Source organism: Acidovorax sp. NPDC077693 (assembly GCF_044542805.1).
Taxonomy (GTDB): Bacteria; Pseudomonadota; Gammaproteobacteria; order Burkholderiales; family Burkholderiaceae_C; genus Acidovorax.
Map to the genome: position 1 here is coordinate 60,997 of NZ_JBITVD010000013.1, position 18,169 is coordinate 79,165.

Annotated in this window: 15 protein-coding genes and 1 riboswitch; of the genes, 10 read left to right on the forward strand and 5 right to left on the reverse strand. The window is 69.7% G+C overall.

Translation table 11 applies throughout. From position 1 onward, the window contains the following. Nucleotides 1-11: 11 nt before the first annotated feature. Nucleotides 12-863 carry a bifunctional hydroxymethylpyrimidine kinase/phosphomethylpyrimidine kinase gene (gene thiD, locus ACIGHN_RS18835; protein ID WP_396505554.1) on the reverse strand — a complete coding sequence of 284 codons (852 nt, stop codon included), beginning with the start codon at nucleotides 861-863 and terminating at the stop codon, nucleotides 12-14. A 69-nt stretch (nucleotides 864-932) separates the two neighbouring features. Next, nucleotides 933-1,087: riboswitch (TPP riboswitch) on the forward strand. A 77-nt stretch (nucleotides 1,088-1,164) separates the two neighbouring features. Between thiD and ACIGHN_RS18840 the strand changes: the two genes are divergently transcribed. The 4 genes from ACIGHN_RS18840 (at nucleotide 1,165) to ACIGHN_RS18855 (ending at nucleotide 4,301) form a co-directional block, all read left to right on the forward strand. Next, a complete protein-coding gene (locus ACIGHN_RS18840; protein WP_396505555.1) occupies nucleotides 1,165-2,307 on the forward strand; it encodes an FAD-dependent oxidoreductase in 1,143 nt (380 codons plus the stop codon). Beyond that, nucleotides 2,304-2,501, forward strand: a complete 198-nt coding sequence (gene thiS / locus ACIGHN_RS18845; RefSeq protein WP_056168117.1) for a sulfur carrier protein ThiS — start codon at nucleotides 2,304-2,306, stop codon at nucleotides 2,499-2,501. Before ACIGHN_RS18840 ends, thiS begins: the two co-directional genes overlap by 4 nt. An 80-nt stretch (nucleotides 2,502-2,581) precedes the next feature. After that, on the forward strand, nucleotides 2,582-3,394 hold the full coding sequence (locus ACIGHN_RS18850; protein ID WP_056168114.1) for a thiazole synthase: 813 nt from the start codon (nucleotides 2,582-2,584) through the stop codon (nucleotides 3,392-3,394). Next, entirely contained in the window at nucleotides 3,387-4,301 is a 915-nt protein-coding gene (locus ACIGHN_RS18855; protein WP_396505626.1) for a thiamine phosphate synthase, read from the forward strand. Before ACIGHN_RS18850 ends, ACIGHN_RS18855 begins: the two co-directional genes overlap by 8 nt. 211 nt (nucleotides 4,302-4,512) lie before the next feature. Here the strand turns inward: ACIGHN_RS18855 and ACIGHN_RS18860 are convergent, their stop codons facing one another. Further along, a complete protein-coding gene (locus tag ACIGHN_RS18860; RefSeq protein WP_396505556.1) occupies nucleotides 4,513-6,810 on the reverse strand; it encodes a FimV family protein in 2,298 nt (765 codons plus the stop codon). Nucleotides 6,811-6,882: 72 nt separating this feature from the next. Here ACIGHN_RS18860 and ACIGHN_RS18865 point away from each other — a divergent pair, with 72 nt between their 5' ends. The 5 genes from ACIGHN_RS18865 to ACIGHN_RS18885 all read left to right on the forward strand — a co-directional run bounded on the left by ACIGHN_RS18865 (nucleotide 6,883) and on the right by ACIGHN_RS18885 (nucleotide 12,644). Continuing rightward, nucleotides 6,883-8,403 carry a 3-hydroxyacyl-CoA dehydrogenase gene (locus ACIGHN_RS18865; protein ID WP_056423223.1) on the forward strand — a complete coding sequence of 507 codons (1,521 nt, stop codon included), beginning with the start codon at nucleotides 6,883-6,885 and terminating at the stop codon, nucleotides 8,401-8,403. A 73-nt stretch (nucleotides 8,404-8,476) separates the two neighbouring features. Then, entirely contained in the window at nucleotides 8,477-9,256 is a 780-nt protein-coding gene (locus ACIGHN_RS18870; protein WP_396505557.1) for an oxepin-CoA hydrolase, alternative type, read from the forward strand. 188 nt (nucleotides 9,257-9,444) lie between these two features. Then, nucleotides 9,445-10,164 carry a Crp/Fnr family transcriptional regulator gene (locus ACIGHN_RS18875; protein WP_056421251.1) on the forward strand — a complete coding sequence of 240 codons (720 nt, stop codon included), beginning with the start codon at nucleotides 9,445-9,447 and terminating at the stop codon, nucleotides 10,162-10,164. Nucleotides 10,165-10,192: 28 nt separating this feature from the next. Continuing rightward, the gene (locus ACIGHN_RS18880; protein ID WP_056168100.1) at nucleotides 10,193-11,278 is read left to right on the forward strand and encodes a phosphotransferase; all 1,086 of its coding nucleotides are present in this window, start codon (nucleotides 10,193-10,195) and stop codon (nucleotides 11,276-11,278) included. Nucleotides 11,279-11,369: 91 nt separating this feature from the next. Then, the gene (locus ACIGHN_RS18885) at nucleotides 11,370-12,644 is read left to right on the forward strand and encodes an acyl-CoA dehydrogenase family protein (protein ID WP_056168097.1); all 1,275 of its coding nucleotides are present in this window, start codon (nucleotides 11,370-11,372) and stop codon (nucleotides 12,642-12,644) included. Between the two features lie 213 nt (nucleotides 12,645-12,857). Here ACIGHN_RS18885 and ACIGHN_RS18890 read toward each other — a convergent pair whose 3' ends face one another. Continuing rightward, entirely contained in the window at nucleotides 12,858-13,586 is a 729-nt protein-coding gene (locus ACIGHN_RS18890; protein ID WP_396505558.1) for a hypothetical protein, read from the reverse strand. 215 nt (nucleotides 13,587-13,801) lie between these two features. Between ACIGHN_RS18890 and ACIGHN_RS18895 the strand changes: the two genes are divergently transcribed. Continuing rightward, the gene (locus ACIGHN_RS18895; protein WP_056421247.1) at nucleotides 13,802-14,440 is read left to right on the forward strand and encodes a hypothetical protein; all 639 of its coding nucleotides are present in this window, start codon (nucleotides 13,802-13,804) and stop codon (nucleotides 14,438-14,440) included. A 94-nt stretch (nucleotides 14,441-14,534) separates the two neighbouring features. On the opposite strand, the gene ACIGHN_RS18900 is transcribed toward ACIGHN_RS18895, so the two are convergent. After that, on the reverse strand, nucleotides 14,535-15,548 hold the full coding sequence (locus ACIGHN_RS18900) for an asparaginase (RefSeq protein ID WP_396505559.1): 1,014 nt from the start codon (nucleotides 15,546-15,548) through the stop codon (nucleotides 14,535-14,537). A 22-nt stretch (nucleotides 15,549-15,570) separates the two neighbouring features. After that, nucleotides 15,571-18,120, reverse strand: coding sequence for a penicillin acylase family protein (locus tag ACIGHN_RS18905; RefSeq protein ID WP_396505560.1), 2,550 nt, complete (start codon nucleotides 18,118-18,120; stop codon nucleotides 15,571-15,573). Between the last annotated feature and the right edge of the window lie 49 nt (nucleotides 18,121-18,169).

Below are 18,169 nucleotides of genomic sequence, written 5' to 3' on the forward strand. Positions count from 1 at the left end.
AGAACGCCGAATCAATAAACCACGACCTGCGCCACCGGCGCATAGCCGTGGTTCAGCGGCCCGTGGCCACGGCCCGTGTGCACGTCGGCACCGGCGGCGATGGCGCCCAGGATATAGCTGCGGGCGCGCTCCACCGCCTGCTGCAGCGGCAGGCCCAGCGCCAGGTGCGCGGCAATGGCGGACGACAGCGTACAGCCCGTGCCGTGGCCGTTGTGCGTGGCGATGCGCGCTGATTCGAGCCGCTGCGCCACGCCGCCGCGCGTGCCCAGCAGGTCCACCACCCAGTCGCCGGGCAAGTGCCCGCCCTTGAGCAGCGCGGCGGGCGCGCCCAGCGCCAGCAGGTCGTCCACCGCGCCCTGCAACGCATCCACACCCTCGATCGTGCGGCCCAGCAGCCAGCCGGCCTCGTCCAGGTTGGGGGTGATCACCTCGGCGAGCGGGAACAGCTCTTGGACCAGCACGCCCACCGTCTCCTGCGCGATCAGCCGGTCGCCGCTGGTGGCCACCATGACAGGGTCCAGCACCACGTGCGGCAATTGGTAGGTGCGGATGGCATCGGCCACCACGCGCACCACCTCGGGCGAATGCAGCATGCCGATCTTGACCGCATCCACGCCGATGTCCTGCACCACCGCGTCGATCTGGGCCTTGAGCATCTCGGGCGGAATGCCGTGGATGCCGGTGACGCCGCAGGTGTTCTGCGCGGTGATGGCGGTGATCGCCGTCATGCCGTAGCAGCCCAGGGCGCTGAAGGTCTTGAGGTCGGCCTGGATGCCCGCCCCGCCGCCGCTGTCCGAGCCGGCAATGGAAAGCACGCGTGCGTAGCGCCGCGCCGCGGGGGGCGCCTGAGTCGAAGATGTCATGGCAAAAATTATGGCCTATGCGCCACATCAAAAAGGCGCGGCAGAGGGATGTGCTGTAATTGATTTTTCCGGACGAAACAGGGGTGTCCCGCCCGCCCGGTCATGGATGCATGGCCGGCAAGGGGACTGAGAAATACCCTGGGGCCCCGCATCGCCACCGGCATGCAACCGCCCCGCTACCCGATCCAGGTCATGCTGGCGTGGGGAGTTTCCACCAACGGCACAGCCCCGTTTTGTCCTTGCACCCTGGCTCGCACTGTCGTCGCGCCTGGCCTGCAGCCCACGGACACACGAATCGCCTATGCCCCTGTCACCCTCTTCCTTTGCCATCCTGGGCGCAGGCCTCATGGGCCGTCTTCTGGCCGTGGAGCTGGCCCGCCAGGGGCACCGTGTCGACATCTACGACGCCGGTAGCCCGGCTGCCGAAGGCTCGGCCGCCACCGTGGCCGCGGCCATGCTGGCACCCCTTGCCGAATCGGCCATCACCGAGCCCGGCGTGGTGCGCATGGGCCACCACGCCCTCACCCGCTGGCCGCAGCTGCTGGCGCCGCTGGCCGAGTCGGTGTTCTTCCAGCAGGCGGGCACCCTCATCGTCTGGCACCGGCAGGATGCCGCCGAGGCCCAGCGCCTGACCCGCCAGCTGGAGACCAATCAGCGCACCGTGCCGGAGCTGCCCAGCCTGCAAAAGCTCGATGCCACCGGCCTGGCCCAGGCCGAGCCCACGCTGGCCCACCGGTTTGCGCAGGGCCTGTACCTGCCCGGCGAAGGCCAGCTGGACAACCGCCAGCTGCTCGCCGCCCTGGTGGTGGAGATGCAGCGGCTGGCGGTGCGCACCCACTGGCACGCACCCCGCTCGCCCGACGCCTTTGCCCCCGGCCAGCCGGGCCAGCCCGACTGGGTGCTCGACTGCCGCGGCCTGGGCGCCCGGCCCCAGTGGGCCGCGCTGCGCGGCGTGCGCGGCGAAGTGGCGCGCATCCATGCCCCCGACGTGACGCTGCAGCGCCCCACGCGGCTCGTTCACCCGCGCTACCCCATCTACATCGCGCCCAAGGAAGACCACCTGTTCGTCATCGGCGCCACCGAGATCGAGTCCGACGACCTCTCTCCCGCCAGCGTGCGCTCCACGCTGGAGCTGCTGTCTGCCGCCTACGCCGTGCACCCGGGATTTGGCGAAGGCCGCATTCTCGAATTGGCCACGCAGTGCCGCCCCACCCTGCCCGACAACCTGCCCGCCATCCGCCAGCCGCGCCCCGGCGTGCTGGAGATCAACGGCCTGTACCGCCACGGCTTCATGATCGCGCCCGCCATGCTGGATGTGACGCTGGAGGTGCTGAACGCGGGACAATCGCAGCTTTCGCAACGTTTTGACCTGGCGCTGGACCTGGAGCCCACCCTCCAGGGCCCGGCCCGCGCCACCGATTCAGCAGCCCGCGCCATCGCATGAACATCTCCATCAACCAGACCCCGCACGACCTGCCCGAGGGCGCCACCGTGGCCGACGCCGTGGCCGCCATCGCCGCGCGGCCCCCGTTCGCCGTGGCGGTGAACACCACCTTTGTGCCCAACACACGTTATGCCGCCCACACGCTGCAGCCGGGCGACCGGGTGGAGGTCATCTCGCCCGTGACGGGGGGCTGATCCACCCTCAAATTCGAGCAAAATCGGCCCCTACCGCTGATCCAGCAAGCGCTAAAAGCTATCAAATTCATAGTACAGACATGACCACCCCGACGCCCCACGACCCCCTGGTGCTGTACGGCCAGCAGTTTGCCAGCCGGCTGCTGCTGGGCACCTCCCGCTACCCCTCGCCCGCCGTGCTGGAGGCCGCCGTGCAGCGCGCGCAGCCGGCCATGGTCACCGCGTCGCTGCGCCGCCAGGGCAGCAACCCGGCCGAGAGCGGCAACAGCTTCTGGGAGCTGCTGCGCAAGCTCAACGTGCCGGTGCTGCCGAACACCGCGGGCTGCCACAGCGCGCAAGAGGCGATCACCACCGCGCAGATGGCGCGCGAGGTGTTCGACACGCCGTGGATCAAGCTGGAACTGATCGGCGACGACTACACCCTGCAGCCCGACACGCTCAACCTGGTGGGCGTGGCCGAACACCTCATCAAGGAAGGCTTTCAGGTGCTGCCCTATTGCACCGAAGACCTGGTGCTGTGCCAGCGCCTGGTGGACGTGGGCTGCCAGGCCGTCATGCCCTGGGCAGCGCCCATCGGCACCGGGCGCGGCCCCGTCAACCCGTATGCCCTGCAGACGCTGCGCGAGCGGCTGAACGTGCCCATGCTGGTGGACGCCGGGCTGGGCCTGCCGTCGCACGCCTGCCAGGTGATGGAATGGGGCTACGACGGCGTGCTGCTGAACACCGCCGTCGCCCTGGCGCAAGACCCGGTGGCCATGGCCGGCGCGTTTGCCGACGCGGTGAACGCCGGGCGCACCGCGCGCCGGGCCGGCGCCATGTCGGCGCAGGATGCCGCCCAGCCCAGCACGCCCGTGCTGGGCACCCCTTTTTGGCACCATGCTCAAGATGCTTGATACGAAAGCCCTGGCGCAACAGATCGTTGCGCACCACGCCGCCACCTTTGCGGGCTTTGCGCCCCAGGCGGCGCCTGCCCCCACCCGGCAGGACCCGGCCTATCTGGCGGCACTGCAGGCCTGCAGCACGCTGGGTTTCATCGCCCACGACGCCGAATGCGTGGCGCAGGCCTGGCAGGCCCGCACCGAGCGCACCGGCGCCGTGCAGCCCGACCTGTGGCCCGACGCGTCCGAGGATTTCGGCCTGCAGCCCGTGCCGCGCGCGCAGGCATTCGCCCCCTGCCCGCAGCACCTGGGTCTGTACGCCGTGCTGCCCGACGCCGACTGGGTGGGCCGCATGGCCCGTGCGGGCGTGCCGACGGTGCAGTTGCGCTTCAAGTCCGACGACGCGGCGGCCATCGACCGCGAAGTGCGGGCCGCCGTGCAGGCCGTGCTGGGCACGTCCGCGCTGCTGTTCATCAACGACCACTGGCAGGCGGCCATCGCCGCGGGTGCCTACGGCATCCACCTGGGCCAGGAAGACCTGGATGCCCTCAGCGCGGCCGACCTGCAGGCCCTGCGCGCGTCCGGCCTGCGCCTGGGCGTGAGCACCCATGGCTATGCCGAAATGGTGCGCGCCGATGCCGTGGGCCCGAGCTACATCGCCATGGGCGCCGTGTTCCCCACCACGCTCAAGAAGATGGCCACCGCGCCCCAGGGCGTGGGCCGCCTGGGCGTGTACGCGCGGCTGCTGCGCCACTACCCGCAGGTGGCCATCGGCGGCATTGGCGCCGGTCAGTTCGCGGAGGTCCTGGCGACCGGCGTGGGGTCGATCGCGGTGGTGAGAGCGCTGGTCAATGCGCCCGACCCGGAGGCCGAAGCCGGCGCCCTGATGCGGGCCATGCGGGTCGTGGGCACCACCGCCTGAACCCGCGGCGCCCTGCGGGCCGCGGCTCGCGCCAGCCTTGGTCGCGTCGCCTGCCAGAGCGGCAGCCACCACGGACCCGCTGAACGGCGGCGCTGCCCCGCACCGCAAGACGGGCGTGGGCAGAACCCGAAAGAATGGGAACAAACTCGGAAAGGCCGGCAAGCGCTCGGCCCCTCGCCCATCCGCAACCACCGCTGAGCGACTCAGCGGCTCAGGGACGGCCCTTGTTGCTGTTGTCCTTTTGCTCCAGCTCCAGGCGCAGTTCCATCAGGTCGTTGTCCATGCCAAAGCCCACCGCCCCGCCCGATGCCGGAGGCGGCGTGACCGGCACGGGCGGCAGGTCGCTGAGCGTGAGGTGGGGAGGCTCGGACAGGTCCAGGTCCAGCGGCGCGCCCCGCGTGTCCACAGCGACGCCAGGCGGTGCCATGGGGGGCCGCGTGGCCGCAGGCGGCTCGGGCGCCTGCACGGCGCGCGGCGTGCGCAGCGACTCGTCGAAATCGAACTCCAGGCTGGCCGCCAGCGAGTCGAGCGGCAGGTCGTCTTGCGGCGCGGCAGGCCGGGGCGGCGGGGCCGAGGGCTCGGGCATCACCACCGCGTCAATGCGGTCGGGCGCCAGCGGCGTGGTGCGCTTGCGCGGCCCGTCGTCGCCGCGTGCGGAGGCCGGCGTGGTCTGCGCAATGGCCAGCAACAGCAGCAGCTCGTCGTAGGCCGCCATGTCGAACGGCTCGATGGCGCCGACACCATCGCGCCTGAACAGGTACTTCTCAAGCAGTACCAGCACGGACGGCGACGTCCACTCGGCCTCGATCTCGGCCAGCGCATCGGTGTAGTGGTACAGCATGCGTCCCGTGCGGTGAAAGCCGGTGAACTCCGGCACTTGCGCGTTGAACGACTGCATGAACTGCTTGCGCAGCTGGGCGAACTCTTCCACGCGACTCAGCGTGTGGTACAGCCGCAGCAGCTCCAGGTACGCCAGCGGGGACACATCGCCGCGCTCGTCGATGTGCTTCTTGAGCACTTCGATGGCCTGCTGGTGCTCGCCCACCGAGATGAAGAACTCGGCTTGCTGCTGGATGTCGAACAGCTCTTCCGGGCTGACGATGTGCAGCGCTGCCCGGCTGGCGGAGGCCGATGCGGCGGCGGCTGCCGCTGCGGTGGCCGCGGTGCTCGCAGGCGCCGGCGCCGTGGGGCTGGGCGCAGCCTGGGTATCCGCCATGGAGGGCGCCAGCGGCGCGGCCCCCGAGCTGCGGCCGGCCCCCTGGGCCGCCGGGGCTGCGGCGGGCGCGGCCTGCGGCACTGGGGACGGCGTCGTGTCGGGCGGCAGCCAGGTGTCGCCCGGATGGGGCCTGAGGCCCAGCGCCTCGTCGCGGGCCGCGAGCGCGGGGTCGCGCCCACCCAACGCAGCCACGGAGTCGCGCCAGTCGCGGATGGCCTTCTCGGAGCGGGTGCGCATCCGCACCAGCACCCACGCCACCAGCAGCAGCGCGGCGGCCAGCAGGCCACCGAGCACATACACCACCAGGGCGGGGAAACGTTCTTCCTGGACCTGCTCCAGCTGTTGCTGCGCCTGCGCGGCGCTGGCGCGGTCGCGGCTGGCCTGGGCGCGCAGGGTGGCCATGTCGGCCTCCAGCGCCTTCAGGCGGTCTGCGTCCTGGTTGATGTCTTCGGGCTGCGCGTTCAGGGACTTCCACACCGCAGCAGCCTGGGCACGCTGTGCAGACGGCTGGTCCGACGGCGTGACCAGCAGCTCGGGCGACGCACGCAGGGCCACGGGGCGGTCGAGCCACAGGTCCAGCGGCTCCACGACCAGGCGCGAGCGCTCTGCGGGCTTGGGTGCAGCGGCCGCAGCCGCAGCCGCGGGAGGGCGCTGCGCACTGCGCGCTGGCGCCGCATTGTTGGCTGCAGCGCGTGGCACCGGCCGGCTGGCAGCCGCGGCGGGTGGCCGCGCTGGCGCGGCAGGCGTGTCACCGGGCAATGCGGCGGGCGCGGAACCGGCGGGGGCACGCTGAGCGGTAGTGCCCGTGCCCATGCCAGTTGCGGCGCTGGTGCCGGCCGCGCTGCGGGGCACGTCCGCCGAGCCAGGCGTTGCCGACGACAGCCGTGACACATCGACAGGCGCCGTGGAGCGCGCCACCGAGGCAGGCAGTTCGGACAGAAAGGTATAGGTGCGGCTGATCTTGCTGCTGCAGCCCGCCGACAGCGTGACGGTGAGCACGGGCTCGTCGATGGCCACGTTGGCCTGCACGCGCACACCGGGTGGGCGGCCGCGCATGTCGGGCAGCGGCGTGATGCGCACCCGGGCGTCGCCGATGGGGGTATCTCCGGCCCGGACCTGGGCCGAAACGCAGGACGATGCGACATCGGAGCCGGCATCCGGCTGCACCTCGAACGACACATCCAGGGGCGCGCCCAACACCACCGTGCCTCTGCTGCTGCCGAGCGAGAGTGCACCGGCGCCCGCAGCAACCACCCACAGCCCGGCTCCAAGTACGGTGTTACGGATTTTCACAATAGGTTCTATTTATGGTGCGGCCCATTCTTGCACATAAGTCCCGGTCAAGGCCAGAGCCATAATGGCGCTATGAAAATTCAGTTTCACCACATCGGAATCGTAGGCACCGGCGCCATGGGCCGGGGCATTGCCCAGATCGCAGCCCAGGCCGGAAGCCAGGTGTATCTGCTGGACGCCAATCCCGGCGCCGCCCAGGCCGCGCAGGCCGCGCTGCAAGAGCAGTGGGCCAAGCTGGTCGCCAAGGGGCGCATCGAGGCCGACGAGGCCACGGCCCTGGCAGCGCGGCTGCACCCGGTGCAGGCGGTGGCCGACCTGGCGGGCTGCGACCTGGTGGTGGAAGCCATCGTGGAGCGCCTGGATGTGAAGAAAACGCTGTTCGCCGAGCTCGAAGCCGTGGTGCGCAGCGACGCGGTGCTGGCGACCAACACGTCCTCGCTGTCCGTCACCGCGATTGCGGCGGGCCTGCAGCGGCCCGAGCGCCTGGCGGGCTTTCATTTCTTCAACCCCGTGCCACTCATGAAGGTGGTCGAGGTGATCGCCGGGCTCAAGACCGACGCTGCCGTCTGCACTGCGCTGGCTGCATACGCCCGCCAGATGGGCCACACGCCCGTGCAGGCGCAGGACACGCCGGGCTTCATCGTCAACCACGCAGGGCGCGGCTTCGGCACCGAGGCCCTGCGCATCGTGGGCGAAGGCGTGGCCGACTTCGCCACCATCGACCGCATCCTGCGCGACCAGGTGGGTTTCAAGCTCGGGCCCTTCGAGCTGATGGACCTCACGGCGCTGGACGTGTCGCACCCGGTGATGGAATCCATCTACCGCCAGTACTACGACGAGCCGCGTTTTCGGCCCAGCGTGATCACCGCGCAGCGCCTGGCCGGTGGCGTGGTCGGCAAGAAGGTGGGCGAAGGCTTCTACCGCTACGTGGACGGCGCGGCCCAGGTGCCCGCCGAGCCACCCGTGCCCGTGGTGGGCGACATCCCGCCGGTGTGGGTGTCGCCCCGCGCCGCGCGGCGTGCCGAGCTGTACCAGCTGCTCAAGGACCTGGGCGCCACCATCGAGACCGGGCAATCGCCCTCGCCGCAGGCCATCACGCTGGTCGCGCCGCTGGGCTTTGACGTGACCACCGTGGCGGTGGTCGAGCGGCTGGACCCTGCGCGCACCATCGGCATCGACATGCTGGTGGAGGACGCAGCCACCAAGCGCCGCGTGCTGGCCACCAACCCCGCCACGCGCGTGGACATCCGCAACGCGGCGCACGCCCTGTTCGCCCGCGACGGCAAGGCAGTGAGCGTGATCCGCGACAGCGGCGGCTTCGTCACGCAGCGCGTGGTGGCCACCATCGTCAACATCGCCGCCGACATCTGCCAGCAAGGCATCTGCTCGCCCAAGGACCTGGAGACCGCCGTGACCCTGGGCCTGGGCTACCCGCAGGGCCCGCTGGCCATGGGCGACCGCTGGGGCCCGACCAACATCCTCGAGGTGCTATTCAACATGCAGACCGTGTATGGCGACACCCGCTACCGCCCCAGCCCCTGGCTGCGCCGGCGCGGCGCCATCGGCCTGAGCCTCACCCACGTCGAGGAATGAGGCACTCCGGTTCTGACCGGATGCCTCAGCAGTCGTTACAGCCACCGCCCACACTGTCCACCAGGTCACGCACATGCCCGCAGAACTCAAGAGCACCAGCCAGGGCCAGACCCTGATCCTGACCCTCAGCAACCCCGAACGGCGCAACGCGATCGACCCGTCGATGTACGCGGCGGGCATCGAGGCGCTGAGCGTGGCCGAAGGCAGCGCCGACATCCGCAGCGTGATCATCACCGGCTCGGACGGCATGTTCTGCTCGGGCGGCAACCTGCAGCGCCTGCTGGCCAACCGCCAGCAGCCGCCCGAGGTGCAGGCCCAGAGCATCGAAGGCCTGCACAACTGGATCGAAACCATCCGCACCTACCCCAAGCCCGTGATCGCAGCGGTCGAAGGCGCGGCGGCCGGTGCGGGCTTTTCGCTGGCGCTGGCCTGCGACTTCATCGTGTCGGCACGCAATGCGGTGTTCGTGATGGCGTACAGCAACGTGGCGCTGTCGCCCGATGGCGGCGCGAGCTGGAGCCTGTCGCAGGCCCTGCCCCGGCAGGCGGCCACCGAGATCCTGATGGGCGGCGACCGCATCGGCGCCGAACGCCTGCACGCGCTGGGCGTGGTCAACCGCGTGGCCGAGCCCGGGGCGGCGCTCGATGCGGCGCTGGCGCTGGCCGAGCAGCTCAATGGCAAGGCGCCCAACGCGCTCGCCAGCATCAAGGAGCTGCTCAACGACGCGCCCGGTGCCAGCCTGACCCAGCACCTGGGCCACGAGCGCGACCACTTCGTGAAGACCCTGCACCACCTCAACGGCGGCGAGGGCATCACCGCCTTTTTGGAAAAGCGCGCGCCGCGCTACGAGTGACCGCGCGCCTTGCGCCGCGGCAGTGTCCGCGCCGCTTGCAAAGCGCTCCACAAGCCCCTGCGTGCCCCGTCGGCACCCAGGGGTTTTTTTCTGCGCGCACGCGCAGACGCGCAGGTGACAACCCTGACGCAGCGCGAAGGTCCCTCACGCGACAATGGTCCTGTTTCTAGTCACGCAAAAGACAGGCCATGGACGACCCGATTCTTACTATCGAAGAACGTGAAGCGATCAACTCAGGTCGCTGGTTTTCATCCCTTTCACCCTCGCTACGCCACGACATCCTGCGATGTGCATACGTCAAACGCTTCAAGGACGGCGGCCTCATCGCCGCCCGCGGCGACCCGCCCGAGGAGTGGATTGCCTGCGCGCGCGGTGCGGTGCGGGTGAGCTCCACCTCCATCTCGGGCAAGCAGATCACGCTGACCTATGTGGAGCCGGGCATCTGGTTCGGCGACGTGGCGATCTTCGACGGGGACCGGCGCACGCACGATGCCTATGCGCATGGGGACACCACGATCCTGTGCGTGGCCAAGGCCGACTTCAAGAAGATCCTCGCGGCGCACACCGAGCTGTACGAGGCCATGCTGCGCCTGCATGCACGGCGCATACGGCAGCTGTTCGGGCTGGTGGAAGACCTCAACACCCTGCCCTTGCGCTCGCGCCTGGCCAAGCAGCTGGTGCACCTGGTGCGCAGCTATGGCGTGCCCAGCCTGTCGGACGGCAGCGAGATGCGCATCGGCCTGCAGCTGGCGCAGGAAGAACTGGCGCAGCTGCTGGGCGCATCGCGCCAGCGGGTGAACCAGGAGCTCAAGGCCATGGAGCGCGAGGATGCCATCCGCATCGAGCCGGGCGGCCTGGTGGTGCGCGACCGGGAGGCGCTCATGCGCATTGCCGAAACCGACAACTGAAGAACGACAACACACTCCTCGCCCACCCATGAGCAATTTCGACCATTTCGTGGGCACCCGGCCCGTCTCCGACCAGCACGCGTTCGACATCGACACGCTGACGGCCTGGCTGGCACAGCACATGGAGGGCTTTGCCGGCCCCCTGACGGTGGAGATGTTCAAGGGAGGGCAGTCCAACCCCACCTACAAGCTCATCACCCCCGGCACCAGCTACGTGATGCGGGCCAAGCCCGGCCCGGTGGCCAAGCTGCTGCCCTCGGCCCATGCCATCGAGCGTGAGTTCGCGGTGATGAGCGGCCTGTACGGCACCGACGTGCCCGTGCCCCGCATGTTCGTGCTGTGCGAGGACGAATCGGTCATCGGCCGCGCCTTCTACGTCATGGAATGCATGCAGGGCCGTGTGCTGTGGGACCAGTCCCTGCCCGGCATGGAGCCCGCCGAGCGCGCCGCGATCTATGACGAGATGAACCGCGTGATCTCTGCGCTGCACAGCGTGAAGTTCGCCGACCGGGGGCTGGCCGGCTATGGCAAGCCCGGCAATTATTTCGACCGCCAGATCGGCCGCTGGAGCAAGCAGTACGTCGCGTCGGTCACGCAGCCCATCCCCGAGATGGACAAGCTCATGGAATGGCTGCCCGCCCACATGCCCGCCAGCGCGCGGGACGAGGGGCACGTGTCCATCGTGCACGGCGACTACCGGCTCGACAACCTGATGTTCCACCCCACCGAGGCGCGCGTGATCGCGGTGCTCGACTGGGAGCTGTCCACGCTGGGCCATCCGCTGGCGGACTTCAGCTACCACTGCATGAGCTGGCACATCCCCGCCGCCATGGGCCGCGGCATCGCCGGGCAGGACCTGGCGGCGCTGGGCATCCCCGACGAAGACAGCTACATCCGCCGCTACTGCGAACGCACCGGCATCGCCACGCCCGACGCACTGCGTGCCGACTGGAACTTCTACCTGGCCTACAACATGTTCCGCATCGCCGCCATCCTGCAGGGCATTGCCAAGCGGGTGGAGGCCGGCACCGCGTCGAGCGCGCAGGCCAAGGCCTCGGGCGACACGGCACGGCCCATGGCCGAGCTGGCCTGGTCGTTCGCGCAGCGCGGATGAAGACCACACCCCAGCTGCACCGAAACCCACACGATAGAGCGGCACCGACGCCGCCCTGACGATCCTACGATTACCAACGGAGACGACACCCATGGACTTTGACTACTCGCCCAAAACCAAGGAACTGCAGTCCAGGCTGCTCCAGTTCATGGATGACCACATCTATCCGAACGAGGTGGCGTACAAGAACGAGCTGATCGCCAACACCGCGGCCGGCAAGCGGTGGACGGCCCTGTCCACCATCGAGAACTTGAAGCCCAAGGCCCAGGCCGCCGGTCTGTGGAACCTGTTCCTGCCGGTGGACAGCGCCGCAGCCTCGGGCTACGACGGTGCAGGCCTGACCAACCAGGAATACGCGCCCCTGGCCGAGATCATGGGCCGCGTGCCATGGGCCAGCGAGGTGTTCAACTGCTCCGCGCCCGACACCGGCAACATGGAGACCATCGCCCGCTACGGCGACGAGGCCAACAAGGCCCGCTGGCTCAAGCCGCTGCTCGAAGGCAAGATCCGCTCGGCTTTTGCGATGACCGAACCCGACGTGGCATCGAGCGACGCCACCAACATCGAAACCCGCATCGACCGCGACGGCGACGAGTACGTGATCAACGGCCGCAAGTGGTGGATCTCCGGTGCGGCCGACCCGCGCTGCGCGGTGTTCATCACCATGGGCAAGACCGACCCCGAAGCGCCGCGCCACTCGCAGCAGAGCATGGTGCTGGTGCCCGCCGATGCCAAGGGCATCACCATCATCCGGCCGCTGAACGTGTTCGGCTACGACGACGCGCCGCACGGCCACGTGGAGATGACCTTCGAGAACGTGCGCGTGCCGGTCTCCAACATCCTGCTGGGCGAAGGCCGCGGTTTTGAGATCGCCCAAGGGCGCCTGGGCCCCGGGCGTATTCACCACTGCATGCGCCTCATCGGCCTGGCCGAGCGCGCGCTGGAGCTGATGTGCAGGCGCGCCTCGTCGCGCGTGGCCTTCGGCAAGACCGTGGCGCAGCAGACCGTGACGCAGGAACGCATTGCCGAAGCCCGCTGCAAGATCGACATGGCCCGCCTCTTGACCCTGAAGGCCGCCTGGCTGATGGACGTGGCCGGCAACAAGGTCGCCAAGACCGAGATCGCCATGATCAAGGTGGTGGCCCCGAGCATGGCCTGCCAGGTCATCGACTGGGCCATGCAGGTGCATGGCGGCGGCGGCATGAGCGACGACTTCCCGCTGGCGTACGCCTACGCTGGTGCGCGCACGCTGCGCTTTGCCGACGGCCCGGACGAGGTGCACCGCAACGCGATCGCCAAGTGGGAGCTGGGCAAGTACGGCGCCTATGGCCGCGATGCGGGTGTGCCGATCACTCGCGGAAGTTAAGTAAGCACCCCCTGAGCCGCTTCGCGTCTTCCCCCTCTCTCGCGCTGCGCGCGGGAGGGGGACGCACCCGGTGGCCTGGCGAAGCCAGTTCCACGGGTGCACTGGCCTGGGGCGTGCCAGTTTCGCGGCGCAGCGGCGTATCGCACCAAAAACCACGGGGCCATAGGCCCCGTTTCCGTTTCCGTTTCGGTTTTGAAACGCGCGTGTGCGATGTCAGCGGCCGAACCCCGCCTCGTCATCCGGCCCCGCCACCGACATGGGCGGCAGGTTCTGCAGCGCGGCCTGGCCGGCCACTAGTAGCAGTTGCTTGGCGTGCGCGATCTCGGCCAGGCTGCGCTGGGTGTGTTCCAGGCGCAGGTAGACCTTGCCGCGCGCGAGCATCAGCACCATGGGGGATTTGGCGCGTTCGGCGCCGCCCTCGCCTTCCACCGCGTTGAGCAGTTGCGAGACCACGGGCGCGTGGATCCAGCGCTGGGCCTGCTCGATGCGCTCGGCGACCACGGTGAAATGGTCGCGGAACGACGCGGGCAGGCCGGGCCAGGTCACCTCCTCATACATCGACAGCCATCGCATTTCTTCAGGCAGGCTGGTGCTGATGGCCGTCTGCAGGGTGTCGGTGATCTCGTCGTAGGCGGTGCGCTCCAGCACCTCCTGCAGAGGGCGGTTGATCACCATCACAGCGGCATCGGGGTCGGCGCCCACGTCGGCGCGGCCGCGCAGCTCCAGGCCCTGCACGTAGTCGCGCGTGGGCGTGCTGCACTCGAGCCGCCAGGGGTGGCCGTGGATGTCGCCGCCCAGGTCGAAATGCCCGTCGGTGGCGTGGGCGACGATGGGCAGGCGCTGGTCCGCCGCCCAGCGGGACACGTCCCGGTTGGTCACAGGCCGGCCGGGGGCGCCCAAGGAGCCAGTGGCGCTGAATGCTTTGCGGAGACGGTCAAACATGTTGGGCCGAAGCACAAAGCTTCGCAAGAGTCACAGGTGCAGGCATTATTGAGGGCATTGCAGTGGATAGAAAGCCCCCCTGAGTCGCCTGGCGGCGCCTTCCCCCAGAGGGGGACGCACCCGGTGGACTGGCGAAGCCAGATCCACGGGTGCACTGGCCGGGTGCGCGCCAGTTTCGGCGGTTGTGCGTGTGAGCACGCTTTTTGGATGAAGACATGTTTTTTGTGACTGTGAACCGGCGTTTTGCCGTGACGGCTTTGGTTGCTGGTGGTGTGCTGGCAGCCGTGCCCGCGGCCGCTGCGCCATTGCCCCAGGATGCCTCGCCCACGGCGCGCCGGCTGGTGCGCTGGGCCACCGACACGGCCGACCACCAGGGCCTGCCGTTTGCCGTGATCGACAAGCCTGCCGCGCGCATCCATGTGTTTTCGGCACAGGGGCAGTGGCTGGGCAGCTCGCCGGTGCTGCTGGGCGCGGCGCTGGGCGACCGGTCGGCGCCGGACATCGGCCAGCGCCCGCTGTCGCAGATCCGCCCCGAAGAGCGCACCACGCCCGCTGGGCGCTTCGTCACCGAGCCGGGGCGCAATTTGAAGGGCGACGACATCGTCTGGATCGACTACGACGCCGCCGTGTCGCTGCACCGGGTGCGCAGCGTGAGCGCCGCCGAGCGCCGCCACCAGCGCCTGGCCAGCCAGGGTGCGCAGGACAAGCGCATCAGCTACGGCTGCGTGAATGCGCCCGAGGCGTTCTACAACCAGTTCATCGCACCGCTGTTCGGCCAGTCGCGGGGCGTGATCTATGTGCTGCCCGACACGGAGCCGTTTGCTACTATTTTTGTAGCTGCTAGCGCTTACTAGTCAAGCGGTAAAGGCATTTTTCAATCAAATTCCGGCGCGCGCAGCGCAGTGGCCCGCACGACAGCCCCGGCAGAACCACTGCCAAATTCCCGGCTCAGGCGCTGGCGGGCTCCAGCTTGAACACCGCCCGCCGCTCGCCCACCTGCAAGCCCTTGGCGTTGACGATGCGTGCGGACCGGCGCGGGGCCAGTGCCTCGCGCTGACCGGCATCCAGCCAGCCGAGCTGGTCCATCACCTCCACGGCGGCCGCGACCTGCGCCACCATGCTGCCGTCCATGACCTTGAGCGCAAAGGCCTCGCCCCGGCTGCGGCTTCCCACCACCTGCACGCCGTCGGCGCCGGTCTTGGATACCCAGTCACCCTGCCCGGCCCGCATAAAGTCCAGGTCATGCCGCCCGGTGCCCGAACCCAGTTCGGGCCGCGCGACCATCGCGTCGGCCAGCGTGGTCAGGCTGTGGTGCAACGCAGTATCCGGTGCGCCGCCCGCCAGACGCGCATAGCCGCGCGCCAGGTGGGCCAGCGGCATGGCGTAGTTGGGCGCCGAGCAGCCGTCGATGCCCATGGGCATTTGGTCGGGCGCCAGGCCCACGGCCTGCGCCACATGGTCACGAATGGCCACCTGCAGCGGGTGTGCCGGGTCCAGATGCCCCTCCAGCGGCAACCCCTGCTGCACGCAGTGCGCCACAAAACCCGCGTGCTTGCCGCTGCAGTTGTTGTGGCGCTCGTCGGGCACGAAGCCTGCGGGCAGCGTGCCCAGCCCCAGCTCTGCGAACAGCGGCCGGTGGCAGCCGCACTGCAGCGCGTGATAGTCCTGGCCCACGGTGGCCAGCATGCGCTCGGCCTGCGCCACGTGCATCGGTTCGCCGTTGTGGCTGGCGCACAGCAGGGCCAGCTCGCCCTGGCCCCAGCCCAGTGCGGCTGCGCCGCCGGCCTGCATGAACGGCAGCGCCTGGAAGGCCTTGATGGTGGAGCGGGTGAAGGTGACGGTGTACGGGTCGCCAACGCGGGCCAGCACCTTGCCTTCGCGGTTGGACACCGCCACGGCACCCCAGTGCTGACACTCGGGAAAGCCGCCGCGGCTGACGTCGATCAACGGTACGAAACCCATGGTGTATTCCTTGCAGGCCGCGTCACTTCGCAGCGGTGTCGGGGGTCAGCGTGAGCGTATGCACCCAGCGTGCGGGCTCGCGCTGCAGCCCGCGGTAGCCGGTGGCCGCCCAGGTGGTGCTCATGTCGCGGTAACGCGGCGAGAACACCAGGCCGCTCTGGCCCGTCTGGTAGATGAAGCGCGACTGCTCCAGGTCGGCCAGGTCGTACACCGCGCGCAGCGATGCCGCATGGCGGTTGACGAACGGGCCGCTGGCCTCGCCCGCGTTGTACTGGCCCACGTTCACCGTGTAGCCGTCGCCATGCGAGGGCACGCTCACGTCGAAGAAACGGGCCAGGGCGGGCACGTTGCCAAAAGGCCGGTGCACGCTGAGCGCGGGGTGTGCCGCGCCCCAGCGCCACTGGGCCGGGTCAGCGCCATAGGCGGCCTGCAGGCGGTCGAGCGCACGGCCCAGGGCGGCGGCGGACTGCTCGGCGCAGGTCGCGGGCTGGCACCACCAGGTGTCGTTGCGCTCCAGGATGCCCTCCAGCGCCGCACGGTAGTCGCGCTTGCCGTAGGTGGCGGTGAAGCGGTCCTCGCCGATGCGCGGGACGATGAGGCCGCGGGCCAGCTCGTCCGTCCAGGCGGCAAAGATCAACGGGGCCGGCTTGTTCGCATCCATCACGCCATCGAAGCCCTGCAGCTGTTTCTGCGCTGCGGCTGCCAACGCATGGGACGACTGTGCCTGCTGCAAGTACGGCAGCAGGCGGCGCGCCGCGAGCGATGTGATGTCGCGGTGGATGGCCTGCATGCTGGCCGCATCGTGCTTCGGCGTGGCTTCGATCAATTGTGCGATGCGGTCGTAGCGGTAGGGCAAGGCCCAGTCCTGGGTCAGGAAGTGCGGGTAGTCGGGGGCCGTCACGCGCTGGTTGGCGGTGGCGATCCATCCCTTGCTGCCGTCGTCCTGCGGGGTCTGGTCGTACGGTATCCAGCCCTTCCAGTCGTAGCGCGCATCCCATCCCGGCGACGGGGCCACGCCGCGGATGTCGTTGGCGGCATCGCGCAGCGGCGCGCGGCCTGCGGCCTTGAAGCGGATGGTGCCCTGGTCGTCGGCCGCCACCACGCTCTGCATGGGCGAGTGGTAGTGCGCCAAGCCCGCAAACAGCGCGTCCACGCTCTTGGACTGGTTGGTCTTGAAGCCCGCCACCACGGTCTGGTTGTCGTCGTCCAGCGCGCTCCAGCGCAGCGCCAGCACGTACTTGCCCAGGTCGAGCACCTCGGCGTGCGACTTCTGCGCGTCGCTCAGCACCGGGCCGTGCCGCGTGCTGCGCAGCGGGACCTTCACGTCGGCCTCGCCCTTGACGCGGATGGTCTCGTTGCGCACCGTGAAGGGCGCCCAGCCGTCGGGCGTGCGGTACTGCATAGGGTCGGCGGGGTTGATCTGCTCCAGGTACAGGTCCTGCACATCGGGCCCCGTGTTGGTGAAGCCCCAGGCCACCTTGTCGGTGCGGCCCAGCACCACGAAGGGCAGGCCCGGCAAGGTGGCGCCCACCGCGTCGATGGGCGCGATCGGCGTGCCGTCGGCGGCCTTGCCGGCCGGTGCCTGCAGCCCCGCGAAATACCAGATGGCGGGGGCCGACAGGCCCAGGTGCGGGTCGTTGGCCAGCAGCGGCTTGCCGCTCACGGTGCGCGTGCCAGCGATCACCCAGTTGTTGCTGCCCTTGCCCTCGTTGGTGCCCGCGTTGCGCGTGAGCTCGTCGGCCCAGGCCAGCATGCCGGCGCTGATCTGGCGAGACAGCGGGCCTTGGGCCTGCCGCCCGGCCACACCGGCCACGTCTTCTGCTGCGGAGCCCGGCACGGCCGCGGTGGGGCCCGCCCCGGCCGCGCGGTACACGCCTAGCTGGCGGTACAGCGCCGCCAGGTCGGCCGTTGCGGCGGGCTTCTCGCCAGGGTATGGCGGCATCAGCTGCCACAAGCGGTCGGTGTCGAGCGTGCGGGCCACCGACAGGCGCGCAAACTCGGTGCCCCAGTTGCCGCCCAGGTCCAGCGCCATCATCAGCGCCCAGCCCACGCTGTCTTCGGGCTCCCACACGGCACCCCGGTCGCCTCCGGGCTTGGCGCCCAGCAGCAGGAACTCCGGCGGCAGCGCCTGCGGGCGCTGGTTGTGGAAGGCGTGGATGCCCTGGCTGTAGGCCTGCAGCGCCTCTTTGGCGTATGGCGGCAGCCCCGCATACTGGCGGCGCGCCACGCCCATGATGTCCAGCGCGCGCATGAGCTTGTCGGTCTCCAGCGTGGCGGGGCCGAACAGTTCGGACAGCTCGCCGTGCATCACGCGGCGGTTGAACTCGAGCTGCCAGGTGCGCTCCTGCGCATGCACGTAGCCCATCGCAAACCACGCGTCCTGCGGGGTTTGCGCCCGCACGTGCGTCACGTCGGCCGCATCGCGCTGCACCTGCACCGCCTGGGCCAGGCCCGCCACGCTGAGCTTGCCGTCCAGCGCCGCAAAACTGCGCTGCACATACACCCCTGCGCCGGTCCCGGCGAGCAACGCCACCGCCACCAGGCCGACGGCGGTCCGCTTCATCCATGCCATATTGATCTGTCTCCGATACTGTCTTGAAGGGGCCGGCGCGGCGGGTGCG

Coding starts and splice junctions, on each gene's coding strand:
- thiD (WP_396505554.1), bottom strand. CDS start 863: ATGACATCTTCGACTCAGGCGCCCCCCGCGGCGCGGCGCTACGCACGC.
- ACIGHN_RS18840 (WP_396505555.1), top strand. CDS start 1,165: ATGCCCCTGTCACCCTCTTCCTTTGCCATCCTGGGCGCAGGCCTCATG.
- thiS (WP_056168117.1), top strand. CDS start 2,304: ATGAACATCTCCATCAACCAGACCCCGCACGACCTGCCCGAGGGCGCC.
- ACIGHN_RS18850 (WP_056168114.1), top strand. CDS start 2,582: ATGACCACCCCGACGCCCCACGACCCCCTGGTGCTGTACGGCCAGCAG.
- ACIGHN_RS18855 (WP_396505626.1), top strand. CDS start 3,387: ATGCTTGATACGAAAGCCCTGGCGCAACAGATCGTTGCGCACCACGCC.
- ACIGHN_RS18865 (WP_056423223.1), top strand. CDS start 6,883: ATGAAAATTCAGTTTCACCACATCGGAATCGTAGGCACCGGCGCCATG.
- ACIGHN_RS18870 (WP_396505557.1), top strand. CDS start 8,477: ATGCCCGCAGAACTCAAGAGCACCAGCCAGGGCCAGACCCTGATCCTG.
- ACIGHN_RS18875 (WP_056421251.1), top strand. CDS start 9,445: ATGGACGACCCGATTCTTACTATCGAAGAACGTGAAGCGATCAACTCA.
- ACIGHN_RS18880 (WP_056168100.1), top strand. CDS start 10,193: ATGAGCAATTTCGACCATTTCGTGGGCACCCGGCCCGTCTCCGACCAG.
- ACIGHN_RS18885 (WP_056168097.1), top strand. CDS start 11,370: ATGGACTTTGACTACTCGCCCAAAACCAAGGAACTGCAGTCCAGGCTG.
- ACIGHN_RS18890 (WP_396505558.1), bottom strand. CDS start 13,586: ATGTTTGACCGTCTCCGCAAAGCATTCAGCGCCACTGGCTCCTTGGGC.
- ACIGHN_RS18895 (WP_056421247.1), top strand. CDS start 13,802: ATGTTTTTTGTGACTGTGAACCGGCGTTTTGCCGTGACGGCTTTGGTT.
- ACIGHN_RS18900 (WP_396505559.1), bottom strand. CDS start 15,548: ATGGGTTTCGTACCGTTGATCGACGTCAGCCGCGGCGGCTTTCCCGAG.
- ACIGHN_RS18905 (WP_396505560.1), bottom strand. CDS start 18,120: ATGGCATGGATGAAGCGGACCGCCGTCGGCCTGGTGGCGGTGGCGTTG.